The organism is Stenotrophomonas sp. STEN021, assembly GCF_056760175.1.
The window spans coordinates 1-21,617 of the sequence record NZ_JBRREH010000036.1; the positions used below are offsets into that span (position 1 = coordinate 1).

The 21,617-nt window shown below is 58.6% G+C and carries 9 protein-coding genes and 1 pseudogene; 8 read left to right on the top strand and 2 right to left on the bottom strand.

Annotated elements, in window-relative coordinates; genetic code table 11:
• The 4 genes from ACVOL0_RS09770 to ACVOL0_RS09785 all read left to right on the top strand — a co-directional run.
• Nucleotides 1-2,896: Ig-like domain-containing protein (locus tag ACVOL0_RS09770; protein WP_481548916.1), on the top strand; the 2,896-nt coding region annotated here is incomplete at its 5' end.
• 314 nt (nt 2,897-3,210) lie between these two features.
• A protein-coding gene (locus ACVOL0_RS09775) for an IS3 family transposase (RefSeq protein ID WP_481548917.1) occupies nt 3,211-4,316 on the top strand; the annotation gives its coding sequence in 2 pieces (ribosomal slippage) (nt 3,211-3,469 and nt 3,469-4,316; 1,107 coding nt in all).
• Between the two features lie 231 nt (nt 4,317-4,547).
• Nucleotides 4,548-9,716: an Ig-like domain-containing protein gene (locus tag ACVOL0_RS09780; protein ID WP_481548918.1), complete on the top strand. Its 5,169-nt coding sequence runs from the start codon at nt 4,548-4,550 to the stop codon at nt 9,714-9,716.
• Nucleotides 9,717-11,190: 1,474 nt separating this feature from the next.
• Nucleotides 11,191-15,369: an Ig-like domain-containing protein gene (locus ACVOL0_RS09785; protein WP_481548919.1), complete on the top strand. Its 4,179-nt coding sequence runs from the start codon at nt 11,191-11,193 to the stop codon at nt 15,367-15,369.
• A 92-nt stretch (nt 15,370-15,461) separates the two neighbouring features.
• On the opposite strand, the pseudogene ACVOL0_RS09790 reads toward ACVOL0_RS09785, so the two are convergent.
• Nucleotides 15,462-16,134: pseudogene (locus ACVOL0_RS09790) on the bottom strand (integrase core domain-containing protein).
• Nucleotides 16,135-16,657: 523 nt separating this feature from the next.
• On the bottom strand, nt 16,658-16,897 hold the full coding sequence (locus ACVOL0_RS09795; RefSeq protein ID WP_481548920.1) for a hypothetical protein: 240 nt from the start codon (nt 16,895-16,897) through the stop codon (nt 16,658-16,660).
• Between ACVOL0_RS09795 and ACVOL0_RS09800 the strand changes: the two genes are divergently transcribed.
• From ACVOL0_RS09800 to ACVOL0_RS09815, 4 genes are all read left to right on the top strand, one after another.
• A complete protein-coding gene (locus ACVOL0_RS09800) occupies nt 16,896-18,500 on the top strand; it encodes a TolC family protein (RefSeq protein ID WP_481548921.1) in 1,605 nt (534 codons plus the stop codon). The two genes, ACVOL0_RS09795 and ACVOL0_RS09800, sit on opposite strands and share 2 nt — an antisense overlap.
• A 319-nt stretch (nt 18,501-18,819) precedes the next feature.
• Nucleotides 18,820-19,728 carry an OmpA family protein gene (locus ACVOL0_RS09805; RefSeq protein ID WP_481548922.1) on the top strand — a complete coding sequence of 303 codons (909 nt, stop codon included), beginning with the start codon at nt 18,820-18,822 and terminating at the stop codon, nt 19,726-19,728.
• Nucleotides 19,729-19,863: 135 nt separating this feature from the next.
• Nucleotides 19,864-20,760, top strand: a complete 897-nt coding sequence (locus ACVOL0_RS09810) for an OmpA family protein (RefSeq protein ID WP_481548923.1) — start codon at nt 19,864-19,866, stop codon at nt 20,758-20,760.
• Between the two features lie 161 nt (nt 20,761-20,921).
• On the top strand, nt 20,922-21,608 hold the full coding sequence (locus ACVOL0_RS09815) for a response regulator (protein WP_481548924.1): 687 nt from the start codon (nt 20,922-20,924) through the stop codon (nt 21,606-21,608).
• Nucleotides 21,609-21,617: the final 9 nt, after the last annotated feature.

Below are 21,617 nucleotides of genomic sequence, written 5' to 3' on the forward strand. Positions count from 1 at the left end.
GGAAGTGGACCTGACTGCGCCCAGTGAGCCAACCATCGAGCAGGTGCTGGATGATGCAGGCGACGTGCTTGGCGTGATCCAGAATGGCCAGAGCACTGACGATTCCACGCCGACGCTGTCGGGCAAGGCGGAGAAGGGCAGCACGGTCAGCGTAATGGCCAATGGCGTCCTGCTGGGCAGCACCGTCGCCGATGCGGACGGGAAGTGGAGCTTCACCCCGGGCACGCCGCTGCTGGATGGCACGTATACATTCACCATCAGCGCCGCGGACGCGGCAGGCAACAGCACGGCGGCGAGCACGCAGTATGTGATCACCATTGACAGCTCGCGGCCGAGTGCACCGACCATCGACAGCGTTTATGACGATGTGGGTGAAGTGCATGGGCCCGTGCAAAGTGGTGGTCGCACCGACGATACCCAGCCAGCCTTCAGTGGCAAGGCCGAGGCCAACAGTATCGTGATCATTCGTGATTTTGGTTCAGAAATTGGGCGCGTGCGAGCTGATGCCGAGGGCAATTGGAGCTTTACGCCGGACGTAGCGTTGATCAACGGTGCGCATGCGATCACCGTGGTTGCGGTGAATCAGGCGGGCACTGTTAGTGCGCCCTCGGAGGTGTTCAATTTCACCGTGAGCCTGGTTCCTGCGGTTGCACCGAGCATCGAGTCGATCTACGACGATGCAGGTATGGCAACGGGTGCATTGAAGAGTGGTGCCGTCACCGACGACGATACGCCGCTGATCGTTGGCAAGGGCGAGCCGAACAGCATTCTCATGCTGACCGACAATGGTGTCGAATTGGCGCGTGTGCAGGTGGATGCGGCAGGCAACTGGTCGTACCAGCCGTTGGAGGCGTTGAGCAAAGGGCTGCACAACCTTGTTGCCACCGAGGTGGATGCGCAGGGCAATACCGGCGCGTCATCGGGCGTCTTTGGTTTCCGGCTTGTTGACGTAGGTTCTGTTGGTGGCTACGAGAACTTCAATGAGTTTGATCCAAGTCACCATACGACGCACGCCGAGGGTCTTGTATACGCGTCGGGCCTGGTTGTAAGTGGAACATTCGGCATCCATTACTACGGCCAGCAAACAAACAATACCGGTATCAGATGGGAGGATCTGCGTAACAACATCTACCTCAATCAAGGGGCGAGGGTCGAAATGGCTCTGCCAGTTGAAGCCGAAAAGGTGTCATTTAGTTACTGGACGAGTGGGCCTGCGTTTGGACATTCCGTAGCTTACTATGATGTAAATGGAGACTTGGTTGGAATGCATGCCCTCAAAGCTATTGAGAGTTATGCGAAGGAAGTCTTTCAGGCGCCGCAGGGAAAGTTGATCGCGTCGGTAGTGATAACTGCTGCTGTCGGCAGCAGCTCAAACGTTGATACCATGTACATTGATGCCTTGCAGTGGGGTGAGCGACGCCCGACTGGAATTTCAATATCGACAGCGGAAACGGATAGCTCCGGTTCTCGTATTGTCTACGGTGCCATCGAAGGCACAGCGTTCCTGCTTCCTGATATGGTGGTGCAGGTCTCAACGGATGGTGGGAAAACCTGGGTGAATGCTGTGTTCGCCGAGGGTTCCTGGGCTGCTATTCAAACCGGGCTGCCGCAGGAAAACTGGACTGCTGAAGTTCGGATTGCCGAGCGATCGAGTGGGCTGTCCATCGGCGTCTCCGATTCGAAGTTTGTCCAGGTTCTAGGCGCTGGCGCACCTGTAATCGTGCGTATTCCAGAGGCGGAAGATACCTATACCGAAGCAAAGGCGGCTGATGGCTCATTGATTGAGCTTTCGCTGGCCGACACCGGAGCAAGGCAGGGCGACAGCGTGCATATCCGTTGGGGCACAGTCAGCCATCAACAAGTGCTTACCAAGGCGGATATCGATGCAGGGAGTGCGATCATCAGGATGCCAGCGGATCAGCTGCTGCTGCAGGGTGCCAGCAAGGATTTCTCCGTTACGGCGCAGGTCATTGGAAAGAGCGGCACCATCGGGACGCTGTCGCAGCCGTACGAGGTGGTAATCAGTGGCAGCGCGGACACGCGTGATCCCAACATCATCACATCCGCCAAGCAGAGTTTCTTTGGTTCTGACGCCAGCGATGTGGTGACCGTCAATATGAATTTGCAGCCGTATCTCAACGGATCTCCGAAGGGGATCAATGGCGGCGGCGGCATTGATACGTTGAAAATCGCTGCTACTGGGCATGTCACCGATTTCAGTAATGTCAGTTCCATGGAGGTGCTTGATCTTGGGAAATTCAGCTCCACCAATTCGAAAACAGTGTTGCTGAATCTTTCGGATGTGCTCCGCAATGGCAGTGTCGATGCCTTCTATAGTGGTGACGTAAGTCGAGTGCAGATGATGGTTAAAGCGCAGAGTACAGGTGCTGGGGGGACGATACTTCTGAGCGATAAACTGATCGGAGGTTTTGATCTGAAGGAAAATTATACTGATTGGCAGACGCCTGGCGATCTTGGCGATTGGGTGCGGAGTAGCGCAATGGTGCTAATCGATGGCAATAGCTATGTTTCCTACAAGCACTCAGTGGTCGGAGCTGAGGTGTTGGTGCAGGCCGGTGTGGGTGCCACGCTTTACAATAGAAAGGAAGGGGCCGACTTCAGTGCCTGGAGTAACACGGATAGCGCTTTCGGTGCCCCCGGTAGCGACAATGCAGCTATCTATACGATCGAGTCACGAAATTCCGTACAGACGGAAGGCCAAGATGGAGTGCATGCGTTGTTGCCTCCGGTTGAGCATGAGCTGTTCTCTTCCGGTGAGGTTGCAGGAAGCTCTCCAGGCTTGGTCGGCAGGGGCCTCGACGGTTGGGTGGCATCGTCGCATGGTTTGAATCCGGACTTGTTTGACTCCAGCCTGGCATCGCACTTGGCGTATTGAGAGCGGATCGAGCGCCCACTACCATCGTTCGAACCCGACGGGACGCGTTAGCGTCCCGTCGGCATTTGTATTGTCTGGTTGGCGAGCGGGAGGTTGACCATCTCCAGAATCTTGGGGCGCCATGCGGTACAGAAAACGACGCGTGAGGGGGGCCGACATATCTGTGTGAACTGCGCTGGCGCGTGACTTGGCGGAGACGAATGTGGACTAAAAAGGCCGGCTGTCCGGTTTTCGATCTTCTGGCTTCGACGTCCCCCCGATTTTGAGTAGCGCAGCGATTTGGAGCTCAATCCCCAACGAGACGGAGATTGGACATGAAGAAGCGCTTTTCCGAAGAACAGATCATCGGCTTCCTGCGTGAGGCAGAGGCCGGCATGGCGGTGAAAGAGCTGTGCCGCCGACACGGGTTTAGTGAGGCGTCCTATTACCTGTGGCGCAGCAAGTTCGGCGGCATGAGTGTGCCGGAGGCCAAGCGACTCAAGGAGCTGGAGGCGGAGAATGCCCGGCTGAAGAAGCTGCTGTCCGAGCAGTTGCTGGAGAACGACGTTATCAAGGACGCCCTACGAAAAAAGTGGTGAGCGCACCGGCGCGCAGGACGCTGGTGCGGCATTTGATGGAGCGCGGGCTCACAGAGAGGCGGGCACTGGCCGTGGTACGGATGAGCGCCAGCGCACTGCGCTATGTCCCGCGCCTCGATCGCAATGTCGAACTTCGCGAGCGTATCCTGGCGCTGGCACAGCGACACAAACGCTACGGCGTGGGGATGATCTACCTGAAGTTGCGGCAGGAGCAGTGGCCGGTGAATTACAAGCGGGTGGAACGCTTGTATCAGGAGGCCAAGTTGCAGGTGCGTCGGCGCAAGCGTAAGAAAGTGCTGCTGGGCGAGCGTCAACCGTTGCTGCGGCCGGAGGCAGCCAATCAGGTCTGGTCAATGGACTTCGTGTTCGATCGCACAGCCGAGGGTCGTGTAATCAAGGCGCTGACGATCGTCGACGATGCCACGCACGAGGCGGTAGCGATTGAGGTGGAGCGGGCGATCTCCGGCTACGGCGTGGCACGGGTGCTGGCCCGGCTGGCACTGACCCGAGGTCTGCCGCAGGTGATCCGGACCGACAACGGCAAGGAGTTCTGCGGCAAGGCGATGGTGGCATGGGCCTACGAGCGAGGCGTGCAGTTGCGTTTGATCCAGCCAGGAAAGCCAAATCAGAACGCCTACATCGAGAGTTTCAATGGCCGCCTACGCGACGAATGCCTCAACGAGCACTGGTTTCCCACACGCCTGCACGCACGTACCGAGATCGAAACCTGGCGGCGGGAATACAACGAGGAACGACCGAAGAAGATCTTAGGCGGCCTGACACCGGCCGCCTATGCCCAACAGTTGGCGGCCAAAGCCGCTACGATTAAATCTGGACTCTAAAGGGCCCCGCTACTGAAAGCGGGGGGACGTCGGCTTGGTATGCACTCGTGTGTGTATAGGCCTTCGGCGCAAAAGAGGCGATTGTTTGAGACTCGTCCTATGTATCGCTTGCGACGCGATGCGGATACTGCGCCCACTTATGAAACCGACCGTGGATGGGCGGTTTAACTCTGTGGCGCCTGAAATAGAGGCTCCTCCAAATAAATTCATGATCATTCAGGTGCTTCAGCGATGAACGTCAGCGTTTCCGTAGTCAGTGATAAGACCATTGTTCTGAACAAGCCACTGGCCGATGCCAAGGGTGGCAAGTCCGCCCGTGTGAAAGCGGTCAAGGGCGCTCGGTATCTGCTTGCCGAAGACGTTGGTGGCGTCGGTCCCGAGAACATCACCGTCAAGCGCATAGGAAAGAATTTGCATGTAGCGCTTGAGGGCTCGAATCCGGATCAGCCGGAACTGATCATCGAGGAATTTTTTGGTTCCGGCGGTCAGCTGATTGGACAGGGTGAAGACGGCCAGTATCACGAGTACGTCGCGGCTGATGGCGATAGTGATAGCGAGGCGGTGTTCCTGATGGACGGCATGTCTTCCCCGCTGGCGCTTGGCTACCCGCAGTTGGCCGGTTTCGGTGAAGGTTTGATGGTTGCTGGCGGTGGTGCGATGTTGCCGTGGGCATTGGCTGGCTTGGGCAGCCTCGTTGGTGGCGCCATCGTCGAGCACAACAAGGGCGGCGGCAACAAGGTAAAGGACACCACTGCGCCGGATAACAAGGGCATTGGCTCGATTATTGACGACAAGGGGCCCCACAAGGGCGTCATCAAGCCTGGTGACGTGACGGATGATGGCCGCCCGACCTTGGTTGGCTCGGGTCAGGAGCCGGGTGACAAGGTAGTCATCATCGATAACGGCAAGGTCATCGGCGAAGTCATCGTTGATGGTGACGGCAACTGGAGCTTCACCCCCGAGAAGGATCTGGGTGATGGCGAGCATTCCCTGCAGGTCGAGGTCAAGGATCCGTCCGGCAACAGCTCGGGCCCTTCCGAAGAAATCGTGATCATCATTGATACCACCGCGCCGACCAAGCCGGGTATCGAGAGCGTCATCGACGATCAGGGTGCGGTTACCGGCCCCATCATCAACGGTGGTCATACGGACGACACCCAGCCGACGCTGTCGGGTAAGGGGAATGCGGGCGACACCGTCACCATCATCGACAACGGCAAGGTCATTGGTGAAGTTCAGGTTGGCAAGGATGGTAGCTGGACGTTCACTCCGGACAAGCCGCTCAGCGAAGGCGAGCACGTATTTGAAGTCGTAGTGACCGACCCGGCGGGTAACAGCTCCCAGCCGTCGGATGAGTATGTGGTGATCGTCGATACCACTGCACCAGGCAAGCCTGAACTGGGTGGTGTCATTGATGACCACGGCCCGATAACCGGTCCGATCGAGAACGGCGGCATCACTGACGACAGCCAGCCGACACTGACCGGCAAGGGTGATGCGGGCGATACCGTTACCATCATCGACAACGGCAAAGTGGTTGGCGAAGTGCAGGTTGGCGATGATGGCAACTGGACCTTCACCCCGGAAGATGCGCTGGAGGAAGGGGAGCACTCTTTCGAGGTTGTGATTACCGATCCGGCCGGCAATGGCAGTGGACCGTCCGATGAGTTCGTGATCATCGTCGACACCACACCGCCGGGAAATTCGGGAATCGGCAGCATCGTTGATGACCAAGGTGCTGTCACCGGTCCGGTGGAGAATGGCGGTTTGACCGACGACAACCAGCCAACCCTGTCGGGCAAGGGTGATGCGGGTGATACCGTCACCATCGTCGACAATGGCAACGTCATCGGTGAAATCGTCGTCGGCGACGATGGCAACTGGGCCTTCACGCCAGAAGAAGCGCTGAGCGAAGGCGAGCATGTTTTCGAAGTTGTCGTTACTGACCCGGCGGGTAACAGTTCCGGTCCTTCGGACGAGTTTGTGGTGATCATCGATACAACTCCGCCGGCCAATTCTGGCATTGGCAATATTGAGGACGACCAGGGTTCTATTACCGGGCTGATTGTCAATGGCGGGGTTACCGACGACACGCAACCGACGCTGACTGGCAAGGGCGATGCGGGTGATACTGTCACCATCATCGATAACGGCAACGTCATCGGTGAAGTACTGGTTGACGAGGACGGCAAGTGGACCTTCACCCCGGAAGAGGCCTTGGGCGAAGGCGAGCACGTGTTCGAGGTTGTGATCACTGATCCGGCCGGCAACAGCAGCGGTCCTTCCGATGAATTCGTCATCACCATCGACACTACCCCGCCGGCCACGCCAGGTATCGGGAGCATCATCGATGACCAGGGCTTGATTACCGGCCCGATCAGCAATGGTGGTGTCACCGATGACAGCCAGCCAACCTTGTCCGGCAAGGGTGATGCAGGTGACACCGTCACCATCATCGACAATGGCAAGGTCATTGGCGAGGTGGAAGTTGGCGATGACGGTACCTGGACCTTCACTCCGGAAGACGCGCTTGGTGAAGGCGAGCATATCTTCGAAGTGATAATCACCGATCCGGCTGGCAACAGCTCCGACGCATCCGATGAATACATGATTGTTGTCGATACCAACGTGCCGGCAAAGCCAGTGATTGAGTCGGTGTATGACGACGAAGGTGATCAGACCGGGTTTTTGAAGTCTGGTGATATCACTGATGACAACAAGCCGACCATCAAGGGCACCGCTGAAGCCGGTACCATCGTAGTCATCAAGAATGATGGTGTTGAGATCGGCCGCGCGCCTGTTGGCGCTGACGGCAAGTGGACGTTTGAACCATCGCTGCCGCTGGCCCAAGGCAGCTACAAGTTGACCGCTGAAGCGGTGAACGCCGCAGGGGCCGTAAGCGAGCCGTCGGAACGCTTCGACCTTGTTGTGCACAATTCGGGTGCTCCGGTGGCACCGTCGATCACATCAGTGGTTGATGACGTCGGTAGCATTACCGGTGCTCTGCAGAAGGGTGATTTCACCGACGACGCACGCCCGACCATCAACGGCACCGCCCAGCCGGGCATGACCGTGTCTGTCTACATCGACAAGATGTTGGCAGGTACCGCCGTGGCTGCTGAAAATGGCGAGTGGAGCTTCACCCCCACGGCCGACTTGGCCGATGGCCTGCACAACATCACTGCCAAGGCCACCGATATCGTTGGCAACATCAGCCCGGAGACCGGCAAGTTTCCGATCAACGTGGATACCACCCGACCGGACAAGCCGGGCGTCGGCGACGCAACGCTGACCGATGATGAGGGTCAGGTCACCGGCCCGATCACTGATGGCATGACGACCGATGATGCGACCCCGACCTTCGCAGGCAAGGGCGAGCCGAACGGCAAGGTCATCATCTATGACAACGGCAACAAGATCGCCGAAGTGCCAAGCGATGCCGCAGGCAACTGGAGCTTCACCCCGTCGCCGGGCCTGGACGATGGCAACCACAGCTTCAGCTATGAGGTGGTGGACCAGGCGGGCAACGTCAGTGACAAGTCCGTCCCGATCAACTTCGAGGTCGACACCACCGATGTGGTCGTCAGCATCGACGGTGCAACCGACAATGCCGGCGACGTGACCGGTGAGATCGGCAAGAGTGGCATCACCGATGACACCACCCCGACGCTGCACGGCAAGGGCACGGTTGGCGGTACGGTCAAGCTGTACGAAGGCAGCGTGCTGCTGGGCGAAGCCGTGGTCGATGCCGAAGGCAAGTGGAGCATCACCCCCGCCACGCCGCTGGCTGAAGGTGCACACAGCCTGACCGCAACCATCACCACCGAAGCCAATGGTGAGAGCAAGCACAGCGGTGCATTTGATTTCAGCATCGATGTGACCCCGCCGAACAAGCCGAGCATCGACAGCATCACCGATGACGTTGGCAGCATCACCGGCAAGCTGGTCGCGGGTCAGGACACCGACGACACCACCCCGACGCTGGCCGGCAAGGCCGAGGCCGGCAGCATCGTGAAGATCTACGACGGTGGCAGCCTGCTGGGTAGTGTGGTGGCCGATGCCAATGGCAATTGGGGCTTCACCCCGACCACGCCGCTGAACGCGGGCCCGCACAGCTTCACGGTAGTCGCCGTGGACAAGGCGGGGAATCCCAGCGAGCCCTCCGACGCGTTCCCGATCAACATCGACATCACCGCGCCAACCAAGCCGGTGATCGAGACGGTGTTCGATGATCAAGGGGCGAGCACCGGCTATTTGAGCTCGGGTGATGCTACCGACGACGCAATCCCGACTATCAGTGGCAAGGCCGAAGCCAACTCCACCGTCATCATCAAGGACAAGGGTGAGAAGATCGGCAGTGTGGTGGCGGACTCGGAGGGAAACTGGACGTTTGAGCCGAGCACCGCACTGGCAGAGGGCGAGCACAGGTTCACTGCTGAATCCGTTGATGCGGCGGGCAACACCAGCGAAGTGTCCAACAGTTTCGAACTGTCCGTCGATTCCGTACCGCCGACCACGCCGCGTATCACCAATGTGCGTGACGATGTGGGCGGCTACGTCGGTCTGCTCAAGAGTGGCGGTACTACCGACGATACAAAGCCAACCTTCAACGGCACCGGTAAGGCCGGCGAGACCATCGAGATCCGCGTCAATGGGGCAGAGCTTGGTCGTACAGTGGTTGATGAAACGGGACGTTGGACCTTTACCTCGGACACGGGGCTGCCGGACGCGTTGTATGCCTTCAATGCGGTTGCCATCAGCGCTGGTGGTGCGGAAAGTGCGGTCAGCAACACTTACAACATCCGCATTGATACGGTGGCTCCGGAGAAGCCCACGATTGAAACGGTCTACGATAACGCAGGGGCTTCCATCGGCTACCTGTCAAATGGCCAGGTAACAGATGACCGGACGCCGACCTTCAGCGGTAAAGCCGAACCCAATTCGGTCATCATGGTCTTTGTCAATGGTGAAGAAGCAGGCTTCGCTCAGGTCGCTGCGGATGGAACCTGGACGTATTCCGCGGAAATCCTTCCTTTCGGCGAGCAGCAGTTCACTTTCTACGCTGTCGACGCGGCCAGTAACGTGAGCAAAGCGTCGGATCCTTGGGTTGTAGTAATTGCGCCGGATACCCGTTCCGTCGACAAGGGTGGGGACGCTGCTGAAGTGCTCTCCGTGCAGGATCTGCTGGTTGTTGAGCAGGTTGAAGTCTTTGCCGACGGTGCACGCTCGGTTGATGCGCATAGTAGCGCTGGGGAAGTGCCGTTGGCAGCGCTTGCTATCGATGAGGGTGCGCAGGAAAGTTGGGTGCTCAATGCTGGGAGCGTGCAGGCAGCAAGCGAGTGGACGTCGTCTGCGAACATGGACGATGTATACCAGCTTTCCCAATCAATGAATGGCTGATTGTTGAACCGGGGAGCCTTGAGGGCTCCCCGGGCTTGAACCACCATGCTGCAAGAAACTGACGAACCGCGTGCTTGACGACCCGAGTTCTTGAGAGGTGTTTCTGTGTCCGCATCCGAGTTGGGATCTTGCCGGTGGCTGTGCAGCGGGAGCCGCTTGGCACCGTACGGTGGCGCCTGCTTAGTGGAATTCTGCTCACAGCATTTCCATGCAGAAAATTTTCGAAGTAGAGACGGGATGCTACGGCGTCCCGTTTTTTTTGCCGCTCTAATGTTGTCAGTTTTTCGAAGGTTCTTGGATGCAGGTGACTGCGAACCTCAGTTCTTTGGGGGCTTGTTTCATGGATAAAACATTACTTGAGTTTCGAGCTGATTGCGTCTGATCGAAGTTTTGTTGGCACATTCAAGTGTGGATTTATTGAAGACAAACTTCCCCTGAACGGCGTTGGTGGGGCGCGCATTTCCATATTCTTTTGAGGCCACTCCTATGTCTGGTCCAGAACTCCCTATAGATAATTCCGGTTGCGATTGCCACCTGCTTGCACGCATTGGTTCCAGGTTGCGCCACACCGGTTGAGCTCCACACTATCTGAAAGCGCTGTGCTTGAACGCAGATCAATGCGCGGCTGGTGTTTGCTTCGGCATCGGTTGGCGGTAATCAGCAATACAGCGGTTTTCCGGCGGCGAACATGTCTTTGCTGAAGGAGACGACATATCTACGTGTCAGGAGTTTTTGTCTCGCTCCAAGGGGGCAGGGCGGGATTCTGACGGAAAAGGTTTCTTAGCCCCCTGATCATTTGGGAATCATTCCCGCAGCAGGGGTTTCTCATTCGATTACCAAAAGAGTGGATGGAAAGATGACTTCGATAGTATCGATGTTGAGTGGCGGCTCGGCGGCCCTCTCGCGGCCTTTGGCTGTATTGGGCAAAGGGGGCGTAAAACGCCTCCGTGCCGGTTTCGACAGCCAGTTCGCGCTGGCTGATTCAACGGGAGCCAACGCCGATTTTCTGGTCAAGCGCGTTGGAGATAACCTTCATGTAGCGGAAAGCGTGCAGGGTGCCGAGTACGAGGTCCTGATCGTTGATGGATTCTTTGGAAGCAACAGCCAGCTGTTCAGCCTGGACACTGATGGCAAGTGCCAGCCCTTTGTGGTGCTCACTGATGTAGGAGGGGTGGAAGTTTCAGAAATGGTTGAGCGCGATTCGGTCTTGCGGCGGCTGGTTGTGCATGGGCCGGTGCTCGCAGCTGATGCTAGGGTGCTGCCGGATCTGGTCCCGGTAGTGGCCGCGGTTGCGCCACGCACTGTTCAGCCGGTTGTCCCGGCTAATGCGGCAGCTGATGCGGAGGAGCATGTAGCCCCTGCGTCCAGTCATGTCATGTCCGCTCCTGCGCCGGATCATGATGCCAGTGTGCTGGCAGCGGTAGCGTGCAGCTCGGGGCAGCCGGCGGCATGGGGTGGGGCAGAGTTGCCCGATATGCTGCCGGAGCAAAGCGAAACGCCGGCGATGGTGGACACGACGGCCGTTGTGCCGGTCGAGACAAGCAGCGCCAAGACGGACAGCATCAATGAAGATCGTGGTAACGCGATTGTCGCCGCTTTGGTGGAGGTTGATGCAGCAGGTGCCGTTGTCGTGGAAGGTGCCGATACGGCTCCTGTCATCGATGCGATGTGGGACGATCATGGGGCGGTTACCGGCGTCATCCAGAATGGTGGCGTCACCGATGACGGCCGTCCGAAGATCATGGGCAAGGCCGAGCCTGGTGTGATCGTCCATGTCTATGACGGTATCGAACTGATCGGCCATACCGTGGCTGATGCAAATGGTGAGTGGTCGTTCATCCCACGCTACCCGATGGCCGACGGCCAGCACATCGTCTCCATCGTGCATGAGTACCCGAATGGAGATGTAAGCGAAGACTCTGCCCCTTACATCATCATCGTCGACAAAGTGGTTCCAGATATTCCGGTCATCACCGGCATGAAGGATGATGAGGGCCGTATCACTGGGCAGATCGCTGCTGGTAGCGCCACCGATGATAACCGCCCCACCGTAGAAGGCGAGGCTGAGCCGTACTCGACGGTGATCATCTATGACAAGGGCAATCGGATCGGGTGGGTACCTGTTGATGGGGGCGGCAAGTGGAGCTACACGCCAGACATCCCGCTGGCAGACGGTCTGCATATCCTTGAATACGCTGCGGTCGACCGCGCGGGCAACCTGAGCGAAAAATCCCCACCCACCGAATTCTTGATCGATACCCGTCCAGAACTGGTTGAGATCTACGCCGCTGACGACGATGTGGGTGTGGTTACGGGTGCTTTCATGAGCGGTGGCGTGACGGATGATACACAGCCTCGCTTGTTTGGAACGGCTACTGCGGGTGGCACCGTCAAGATCTACGAGGGCGTTGTATTGCTTGGGCAGGCTACTGCCGGTGCCGACGGAAAGTGGGAGTTCACCCCGCCGTTGGCCCTCAGCGAGGGCATGCACAGCCTGAGCGCCACGGTAAGCACGGAAGCAAAGGGCGAGAGCGGGCATAGTCCCACGTTCGACCTGATCATCGACACAAGCGCTCCCGACAAGCCAACGATCGAGCAGGTATATGATGACGTTGGTGAGCCACGAGGCCCGCTCGCTCAAGGTCAGAGCACCGATGACACCACCCCGACGCTGTCCGGCAAGGCGGAGGCCGGCAGCACCGTGCGCATCTACGATCACGGTGACCTGCTCGGCACAACGCTCGCCGATGCGTCAGGCAGGTGGAACTACACCGTGACCCCAGCACTGGACGATGGCGAGCACCTGTTCAGTGTGACGGCTCAGGACCGGGCTGGCAGCGTCAGTGATGCATCGGACGGCTTCGCCATCGTCATCGACACGGCTCCGCCAGCGCCGCCGGTGATCGAGCTGGTATATGACGATCAAGGAGGCCAGACGGGTTATCTCAACTCCGGCGATATCACCGACGATTCCAAGCCGACCATCAGTGGTAGTGCTGAGGCTTTCGCCAAGGTCGTTATCCGGGATCACGGTCTGGAGATCGGGTATGCCATGGCGAATGCTGACGGCAAGTGGACGTTTGAACCGTTCCTGCCGATGGGTTTGGGGCTGCACAAGCTGACCGCCGAGGCAATTGACGCCGCGGGCAATATCAGCGCGCCTTCGGACCGCTTTGATCTGACCCTGGGTAGCCCGGACCTGCCTGCAGTGCCGACCATCACTTCGGTGGTTGATGACGTGGGCGCGGTAACCGGCAATCTGCAGAAGAATGATGTCACCGACGATACAAGGCCGACCATCAACGGCACTGCGCAGGCAGGCATGACGATATCGGTATATGTGGATGGAAGTTTGGCTGGCAGCACCTTGGTTGCCGCCAATGGCGAGTGGAGCTACACGCTGGGCGTAGAACTGGTCGATGGCCTGCACAAGATCACGGCCAAAGCCATCAACAGTGTGGGTAATGCAAGTGACCCGACCGGCGAGTACCCGATCATCGTGGACACTACGCCGCCCGTGGCGCCGGTCGAAACAGATGCGGTGTTGTGGGATGACGCTGGCACCATCACCGGCGTCATCACCAGCGGCACCATCACCGATGACAATACCCCAACGTTCAATGGTGTCGCCGAGCCCAATGCCACAGTAGTCATCTATGACGATGGCGAGGAAATTGGGCGCGCGCCAGTCAATGCCAGCGGCGTCTGGAGCTTTACCCCGTTGCCAGTACTCGTCGACGGAGTCCACAAGCTCAGCTATGAAGTAATGGACAAGGCTGGCAACATCAGTCCGAAGTCGGAGATGATCGAGTTCACCGTGGATACTTCAAAGCTGCAGGTTTCCATCGATGGCGCCAACGACGATGTCGGCAAGATCACCGGTGCGATCAGCAAGGGCGGTGTGACCGATGACACCACGCCGACGCTGCATGGCAAGGCTACGCCTGGCGGAATCGTCAAGATCTACGAAGGTGACGTGTTGTTGGGTCAGGCCACTGCAGGGAGCGATGGCCAGTGGAGCATGACCGTGACGGAAGCGATGGGTGGCGGTGCGCACAGCCTGGTTGCAACCGTGACCACGGTGGCTCACGGTGAGAGTGATCCCAGCGATGCATTCGATTTCAACATCGATGTCACCGCGCCGGATACGCCGACCATCGTCGAGGTAAAGGACGATGTTGGCTTCCCGCAGAACGCCTTGAGCAAGGGCGAGAGCACCGATGACACCACCCCGACCTTGTCCGGAAAGGCCGAGGCAGGTAGTACGGTGCACGTCTACGACAAGGACAGTCTGCTCGGCAGCGTGGTTGCTGGGGAGTCGGGTGATTGGAGCTTCACGCCCAGCCCTCCGCTACTCAATGGCGTGCATGAGTTCACCGTGAAGGCTGAGGACAAGGCCGGAAATGTCAGCCAACCTTCGGACATGTTCGACATCATCATTGATACCGTAGCACCGGAAAAGCCGCTGATTGATTCGGTGTATGACGACCAGGGGGCGCGCACCGGCGATGTTCTGGCTGGCGCGAGTACGGATGATGCCAGGCCAAGGATCAGCGGCAGGGCGGAGGCTGGCAGTACCGTGATCATCAAGGATGGTGATGTTGAGCTTGGTCGGGTACTCGCTGGCAGTGATGGCAAGTGGGTTTTTGATCCGCCCGCTGCCTTGTCCGAGGGTGCGCATGCGCTGAGCGTTGAAGCAATGGATGCTGCCGGAAACGTGAGTGTGCCGTCGGATGAGTTCGGCTTCACGGTTGATACCTCATTGCCGACCACGCCGAAGATACTGAACATCACAGATGATGTGGGCAGTTTCAAGGGTTTGATCAAGAGCGGTGGTAGCACCGATGACGCAAGGCCAACCATAAACGGAAACGGAAAGGCAGGCGAGGCCATCGAAATCTATCTGGACGGTGTACTGCTCGGAACGACAGTAGTTGGTTCGAATGGGCGTTGGGCATTCACCCCAGAGCTGGCGATTGCCGATGGTTACTACGGATTGACCGCTCTGGCGGTCAGTGCTGGCGGAGCTGAAAGTGTGGTCAGCAACCTGTTTCAGGTCAATGTGGATACGGTTGCGCCGGACCGTCCGGTTGTCGAAGATGTGCACGACAACGCCGGTTCCTGGACGGGAAGCCTGCAGAACGGTGCGGTTACTGATGACCGTACGCCAACGTTCAAGGGCAAGGCAGAGCCGGGTACGACGATCCTCGTTTTCGACAACGATGATGAGATCGGCTTTGCCTCAGTCGCAGCAGACGGCAGCTGGAGCTATACCACTGAGGTTCTTGGCTTTGGCGAGCACAGGATTACGTTCCATTCGGTTGATGTGGCGGCGAATCTGAGTCCGCCTTCGGAAGCCTGGGTCCTCGTGGTAACCATGCCTTCGCGTGCACTTGCAGCGGAGGCAGTTGCGGAAACCACGCTTTCAATTGGGGACCTGTTGTTGGATGGGCAGGTCGGGATGTTCGTGGAAGACGCTGGAAAGCGCGATGTCGCGGCTTGCGGGGTGCCAATTGACAATCAACACGCTGATGGTGATGTCAGCGTGCAGGAAAGTTGGCAGGCCCGCACCAATCAGATGGAAGTCAGGGCTGACTGGCCGGCACCAGGCATGATCGACGCAAACCAGATGCTTGAACTGCAATTTGGCTGATGAGGGAGCCCGATGATGGGGAGTTCGATTGAACTCCCCATCATGCCTTTGTCAGGCTTGCACCTGTCGGAAATTTGTCGACTCCCCGGATCTCAATGCCAGACCAAATTGGGGGTTTCCTGTTTGTGGTACTGGCGGAGTTCGGCGGGCGTAAGCGAACCGAGGCTGTGGTGAGGTATCTCGGTGTTGTAGTCGGTCAGCCGCTGCGCTGTCTGTTCGTGTACTTCTCCGAGATCGCGGCAGACGTGCATATCCAGCACGCCACGTCGAAAGCTGCCACTGAAGCGTTGGATGAAGCCGTTCTGCATTGGCCGTCCTGGCGCGATGAAATCCAGTGCGATGTTCTTGCAGATGGCCAAAGCCTTGCGGCTGAAATTGTCGATTACGTCGCATGTCAGGAACCGTCGCCCATCCCAAAGCGCATCGGACAGGAAGTCGATCGACCAGCTACCGTCGACCGTGGCATCCCAATCGCCACAGAGGCCCGGCGTTCGCTCCCGCCGTGCATTCCTGTATTCAGGGCAAAAGCAGGCGCTTGTGCGCCGGGCCTGTCTCTCTTGCAATCAGATACTTCAACGCTTGTTTCTCCATCGCCAGTTCGGCGTACATCCGCTTGGCCTTTGCGTACTCGGCTTCAAGGTCGCGCTAGCGCTGCACGTCCGAAGTTTCCATGCCGCCGTACTTGGAATTCCAGACGTGGTAAGTCACATCGAAAATGGCAAGCTCACGGCGGGCATTCTTGACCTGCCTTCCAGCTTCAACCAGTTCTCAACGTCGCAACTGTATCTCGCGAGATGGTGTTTTCGCGGGCGATGCTGCTTGGGAATGATTCGCAAGCGAGCTCGATTCTGACCATCAATCGGGTCGCGACCGGTTCGTAGCGTTCATCGAAACAAGTCGATTCTCATATTCAAATTCCATTGCATGCTTCAGATTGCTTGAGGCTGGCAGGACTGCTTTGGGTGCGTGGCGGTCGTCGTACTCTTTCACTGGCCTGATGCGGGGCTGCTCATGTTGGTAGCACAACAAGCGTATTTGCCAGGCAGGCTGGTTCGTTGTTTCTGATTGGTGAGCCGCGGCCGGTCCGTCCAATAGAGGTGCGCGGCCGAGAGTGGTTCCGACATTCATGTGCACCGCTGGCTGCGCACAAAGCCCGCTGACAAAGGCTTTGAGCTGGCTCGGTCGCAAGCATTTAGGACGTGTCCCATGTACTTGGGGGGCGCGTATTTTTACGCTTGCGTCCCATCGAAGCTGCGTCGGGTAAGGCAGCTTGTTCCAGGTTTCGCTGCTACGGCGCGTGCCTCGGTTGAAGGCAAAGTTTGGTGGCCAACGTTGAACCTCGCAAGGGGATCAGTGTCGGGTTGCCGGTCAATTGCCTTGTTTTGCCCGAAACACGGTCTTCCTGTTTCTGGAAGCGAATATTTTTGAGGTTGCGGATGAGCAGTTTCGGTTTGGACCCTGGGTTCCAGAAGAAGTACATGACGCGGAGGCCCTTGGTTACCTTCTCGGCAATCGCATTGGCCTGCATGTCAGCCCTCAGCAGCCAGGCGAGGGCAGATGATGAACTGTTGCAGTTCGAACAGGTCGCGCCGCGCAGCGTTGTCGGTGATATCGCCGCGGATCAGAAAAGGCCGGGCGCCGAACGCGGCGCAATCGACAGCGCCGCGGTGCCATCTGCCGTCGTGCAGTCTGTGCGTGAGAGCCTTGCCTTGCCATCGGCTGGCGCTGTTATGGAGGACGTGCTTGTATTCGAGCGTTTGCCGGTGGGCCGCGTTCAATTGCCTGATATCTCCAGTGAGCCGGCGCCTGCAAGCAGCAACGAACCCACCGTGGCGCAAAGCGTGCAGCTGGCGGTGCCACAGCCCGTTCCTGGTGGCACGATTGCGGCGGCGCGGATTGCCGGAAACGGCGAGGTGCCGGAGGCGGAGCTGCGCACGATGTTCCTGAGCATGGTCGATGCGGCCGCAGGGCGTAGTCCAGCTGTCGCCGGAGCGTTGGCGCAGTACGCCGCATCCAAGGCTGACATCTTGGAGGCAAAGGGCCAGCGTTACCCACAGCTGGACATCAGCGCACGCGGCTTGTCCCGCGAATTTGGCGCTACCGCAGCCTCCGGCACTGCTGACCCTTCGCTGACGTTGGGCATCACCACCACATTGTTTGACTGGGGCCGTGTTCGCAAAACCATCGAGAGCCGCACGCATCTGTCCGAAGCGGCGGATTCTGCGGTACAGGCGCAGCTGGAGTCCTCGGCTTACGATGTCACGTCCAACCTGGTTGAGCTGGCCAAGCAGCGCATTGTGGTCGAAACCAGCCAGCGCTACGTCGATCGCATGGCCGAGTTGGTGAAAATGCTTGAGGGCATCGTTGCTGTCGATTCGGGCCGGGTGAGTGAGTTGACCCAGGCGCGGGCACGTCTGCTGCAGGCCGAGGCATCGCGCAGTACTGCCGAATCCAAGGCGCGTGATATCGAGATCAACCTGCGCCGCATGGTCGGCGATCGGGCATTGCCGAGCTTGCCGGGTTCGCAGTACTGGGATATCCGCTTGCCGGAGCTGAGTTGGTTGCTGGCCGAGTCGCTGCACCACCCGATAGTGCTGCAGGCAAAAGCTTCGGCTCGCTCCGCAGACACGCAGGCTGATGCAGTCCGTTCAGCGTTGCGGCCTCAGGTCAACTGGGTGGTGAGCAAGAGCACCGGTGAGGACATCTACGGACGCGAGTCTGCTTGGCAGACCGGTTTGACCCTTTCATGGTCCGCATTCCGTGGCGGCTCGGGCCGTGCTTCAGAGCAGGCAGCACGGCAACGAGCGCAGGCTGGTTGGATGGGCGCCGAACAGCAGATCCAGGATCTTGAGTACCGTATTCGTGCGGCCAATCAGGATGCGCGCTCGCTGGCCGACCGCGCGGATCTCTACCGCGGCTTGTCGCTCGAGTCGGACAAGATTCGCGCGGCCTTCTATGAGCAGTGGTATCACCTTGGCCGACGGACGCTGTTGGATGTGCTTTCTTCTGAAAGTGAGCACTACAACAACCAGATCGGCGAGGTGTCCAGTCGGTTCGATGGCTATCAGGCGGTGGTCCGGCAGTACGCGAGCGCCGGTGCGCTGGTGCGCTGGTTGAGCGCGGGGAAGTGAGGGCGACATAAAGGCTGCCATGCAGGTGTTCGCACAGGCGCCGGATTGGAGTTGCTGTTCTGTCGCCTGGGTGTTGCCCGGCGCTTCCTACATTGCAGTGATGTGGAATTTGAGACTTTCCCTATGTATACGGTCTCCGGCGAAAAACATACTGGTAGCAATGAGGTGGAGTGCTTTGCAACGTGGCTGCGTTCAGACGTGGTCAGCAGGGCATATGGTTTCGCCTGAGAGTCCAACCAGGTACGCCCCTTCACAGCGGAAGCGAAGTGATCGCCACTCGCGGTGACAGGCGCGCAGACAATGATCTTAAGGAAATGGCATGTCTTTGAATGTAACGATGAAACACGCTGCGACGGCAATTGTTGCTGCAACGGCCTCTCTGCTTGTTCATGCGGGCGCATACGCTGCAATTCCGGCATCGGCGTTCTCGGACCCCTATCAATCGGTGCCCGCCGTAGCTGCCAATCAGAGCCAGGTGGTTTACTACCGCGATGGTACGGCTGGCCATATTGCCAATACCGCGCACGTATACATTGACAACGAATTCCACACCAGTTTGCTACCGGGTGGTTTCACCGTGTTCTGTGTATCGCCGGGCGCCCATGGTTTGAACGCGGTACTGGATGACGCGCCGCGCTACGAGGGAAAGAAGGCGCAGCCCCGCACTACCCTGGAAGGCGGCAAGACCTATTTCCTGAAGGTAAGCGAGGCGGGTGTGGGGCTGCCTACGGCGGTCACCCGCGTCGATGCGGAACGCGCGTTGGCCAACAGCCCGCGTCAGGCGCATCTGCTATCGCGCGCCTCCGCGGTGAAGTCGTGCAATCACATTGCAGCCGTGGAACCACAGGTCTACAGCCTGTCCGGTGACGTGCTGTTCGCATTCGGCAAGGCCGGCTACGAGGACGTGCGTGAAGACGGGCGGCGTGCCGTCGCCGCGATCGTACGTGAGCTCCAGCGGGAGGGTGTTGGTCTTGATCGCATTGATGTGGTTGGTCACGCCGATCCGATCGGCAGCGATGCGTTCAACGAAACCTTGGGTTTGATGCGCGCACAAACGGTGCGTCAGATGCTGATCGAGAGTGGCTTGTCGGTTGGGTCCATCACTGTGCAATCCAAGGGGCGCCGCGACTTGCTGGTCGACGACTGCCTGGGTGATCGCGCACATCTCATTTCCTGCAACTCGCCGAACCGGCGGGTCGTGGTCCAGGTTTACGCGCGCCGCGAGTAAGGCGCTTGGAGTGGAGTTGCGGCAGGTTGTCGCTGTTCCGCATTGGCTATTGGCCCCCGCCAACCTTGATTACGTTGGCGGGCGTTACGGAGTGATGTTCAGATGTGCTGCGCGGTAGTGGATCGAGTAAAGGGTATGTCCGTACTGATGTTGGTCGCTGCCGTGGGCGCGCTGGCCGCAGTCAGCACGGCGGTGGCCGCGAACCACCATGCCTACGGCGGCGCATACACGGCAGTGGCGGCGGTTGGGCAGGACCAGTCACAGGTTGTCTACTACCGGGGCAAAGACGCCTCTGGTGCTGCAGTAGCGAATGTTTACCTGGATCGGGAGTTCATCACCGCCCTGAAGCCCGGAGGCTACACCGCGTTCTGTCTGGCCCCCGGGAGGCACATGCTGGGCTCCTATCTGGATGACGCGCCAACGTACTCCGGGAAGAACGAAGAGCTGTATGCGGCAACCTTCAAGGGCGGCACCACGTACTACCTCAAGGTCCGGGAAGAGGGGGGCAACCAGCCCATGCCGGTCACCCGTGCTGTTGCTTCGAATGAGCTGGACAGGCAGCGCAGGCAGATACACCTGCTTTCGCGTGCATCGAAGGTTGAGCCCTGTCGTCACTATGGTTACCTCGATGCACCAACGGTTGCATTGCGCGAATACGTCCTGCCTGCGGATACGTCATTCAATGCTCGTCACGGTATGAGCGCCGTCGGCATGCGTCAGATCAGTGTCCTGCTTGCTGATCTGCAGCGTGAGAATGCGCAGATATCCCGCGTTGAGGTTGAAGGGCACACCGACCCGATCGGTACAGTCGCCGATAATCAGGCGCTCGGCCAACGTTGGGCGGACACTGTTCGCAGTGCCTTGATCAACAGCGGATTGCCGCAGTCGATGCTGAAGTCAAGCAGTGCCGGAAGCCGCATGCTGGTAAAGCATGGTTGCTATGGCGGTATTGACCAGCAACGGGCCTGCCATGCGCCGAATCGGCGCGTTGTACTCCGTGTGGAGACGCGACGAACACCCGCCCGCAACTGAAGGAATGGCTTTCGTCAAGTGGCTTGGTGTCATTTGAATGCGGGATTGGAAGCTTCACAGGAATTGCCGGATTGCCTGAAGAGATCAGAAGTGCCGAATGACGGGCAAATTGGCACGTGAGTGATGTTCTGGGGTTTTTGTAGTGCAGAGGAGTTGATGCAATGAAATGGTCAATCATGGCGCCACTCCGCGTTGCGGTGTTGGATGATCATTCCCTGATACAGATGGCTTTGGAGCTTCGCCTGTCGCGCGAAGCGGATCTCAAGGTTGTTGGTGTCTATTCCAATAGCCGTGATCTTCTTGCCTCATTGAGTGGCACTCCGGCAGATCTGCTGGTGCTCGATTATGCGTTGGGCTCGGGCGAGCTGGATGGCCTTCATCTCATAGGCCTGATACGCCGCCGTTTCCCGCGGCTTTGCATCCTTGTCGCATCTTCCGCGGAATCGCCTTCCGTCGTAAATCTTTCGCTCAGTGTTGGTGCAAACGGCTTCTTCGGAAAGTCAGAGAGTGCCGAGCTGCTGGTTGAGGCCATCCGCAAGGTGGCCTCGGGCGAAACCTATGTTTCGCCTGGATTGGCCTATCGACTTGGTCGACAGCCACTACCTGCCGGGCGCGCATCGGTTGATATCAAGGGTGGCCAGCGTTTGTTGAATGAACCATCGTTGTCGCCCAAGGAACGCGAGGTGTTGCGTTGTTGTCTGGATGGGATGTCGGTTTCACAGATATCGCGGAAGTTCATGCGCAGCATGAAAACCATCAGTGGCCAGAAACAGGCTGCCTTTCGAAAACTCGGGGTTCGCACCGATGCGGAGTTGTTCAAACTCCAGCACAGCCTCGTCACTAGTTGATTCAGTAGC